Source organism: Oleiphilus sp. HI0043 (assembly GCF_001634935.1).
Genome location: NZ_LWEY01000993.1, coordinates 1 through 361, shown reverse-complemented (window position 1 = coordinate 361; position 361 = coordinate 1). Strand labels below are relative to the sequence as shown.

Here is a 361-nt window from a genome sequence, read left to right as displayed (position 1 = left end):
CCTCACCAAAAATTTCATAGCGCTTTTGCCACAACATGCCTTGCTGCTGCAACGCAGGCATTTCATTCAGATCTAATATATTAGTCAAGAGCCACTCGTCATAGATATCAAGCATTGCTAATAAAGCAAGAATATCATCTACTAACTCGGGGAAAGCCGTTCGAATAATTCGCTCAAATATTTCCGCACCTGTATCTGGGTAGGACTGTATTAAGTCGTTACGCATTTCTTTCAAGCTTGCGTGAAAAGACGGTAAGTGTTTCTCACTTGAGTGTTCTTGAACCAGTAAGCTTACTAAGGCTTCAATCAGCTGCTCAATCTCACTAGGCTCCGCTTTCAAATACTCTGGAATCTGAGGAGT

General features: G+C 41.8%; 1 protein-coding gene. It reads right to left on the bottom strand.

The features are described from left to right. On the bottom strand, window positions 1–361 hold a 361-nt coding region (locus A3729_RS32855), incomplete at both ends, for a hypothetical protein (RefSeq protein ID WP_197475790.1).